Genomic DNA, 1,139 nt, shown 5'->3' on the forward strand with positions numbered 1-1,139 from the left:
CTAGTGTTCTGAGTCGGGAATTCTGTTCAGATAACTTGCGAGGCGTTCGAGGATCTCGTCTGCGGTCTTGGTCCAGACGTAGGGCTTGGGGTCGGTGTTCCAGGCGGCGATCCAGTTGCGGATGTCCTTCTCCAGGGCCTGGACGGACCTGTGGACGCCTCGCCGTATCTGCTTGTTGGTCAGTTCGGCGAACCATCGCTCGACGAGGTTCAGCCAGGACGAGCCGGTCGGCGTGAAGTGCAGATGGAACCGGGGGTGGGCCAGCAGCCACTTCTTGATCGCCGGGGTCTTGTGGGTGGCGTAGTTGTCGCAGATGAGGTGGACATCCAGGTCGGCGGGCACCTCTTTGTCGAGCTTGATCAGGAACTTCTTGAACTCCTCGGCTCGATGTCTGCGGTGCAGGGAGCCGATCACTTTGCCGGTGGCGACCTCGAGCGCGGCGAACAGGGTGGTGGTGCCGGCTCGGACGTAGTCGTGGGTCGCCCGCTCGGGAACCCCGGGCATCATCGGCAGCACGGGCTGGGACCGGTCCAGAGCCTGGATCTGCGACTTCTCGTCGACGCAGAACACCAGGGCCCGCTCGGGCGGGTCCAGGTAGAGGCCGACGACATCGTGGACCTTGTCGACGAAGTACGGATCGGTCGACAGCTTGAAGGTCTCCGACCGGTGCGGCTGCAGGCCGAACGCCCGCCAGATCCGTGATACCGACGACTGCGAGAGGCCCATCTCCTTCGCCATCGACCGCGTCGACCAGTGTGTCGCGTTCTTCGGAGTGGATTCCAGCGTCTTGGTGACCACCGCGGCGACCTGTTCGTCCGTCACGGTCCTGGGGCCGCCCGGACGTGGCATGTCACCCAGCCCGGCTATCCGGTACTGCACGAAGCGGGCCCGCCAGCGGCCCACCGCATGAGGTGTCGAACCCAACTGCTCCGCAACATCCTTGTTCGACGATCCGGTTGCGCAGGCCAGGATGATGCGGCACCGCAAGGCCCACGCCTGGGGCGTGGAACGACGCCGCACCCATTCCTCGAGCGCGGCTCGTTCCTCGTCCGACAGCGTCAACTCGGCCTTCGGCCGCCCCATCCGTGCCATGAAGCAAGCCTACACATCTGAACAGAATTCCCGACTCAGAACACTAG

Annotated in this window: 1 protein-coding gene; it reads right to left on the bottom strand. The window is 64.4% G+C overall.

What is annotated here, in order from left to right:
• Positions 1-1,083: an IS630 family transposase gene (locus OFY01_RS17170; RefSeq protein ID WP_266600841.1), complete on the bottom strand. Its 1,083-nt coding sequence runs from the start codon at positions 1,081-1,083 to the stop codon at positions 1-3.
• Between the last annotated feature and the right edge of the window lie 56 nt (positions 1,084-1,139).

It is taken from the genome of Streptomyces beihaiensis (genome assembly GCF_026274175.1).
GTDB lineage: Bacteria > Actinomycetota > Actinomycetes > Streptomycetales > Streptomycetaceae > Streptomyces > Streptomyces beihaiensis.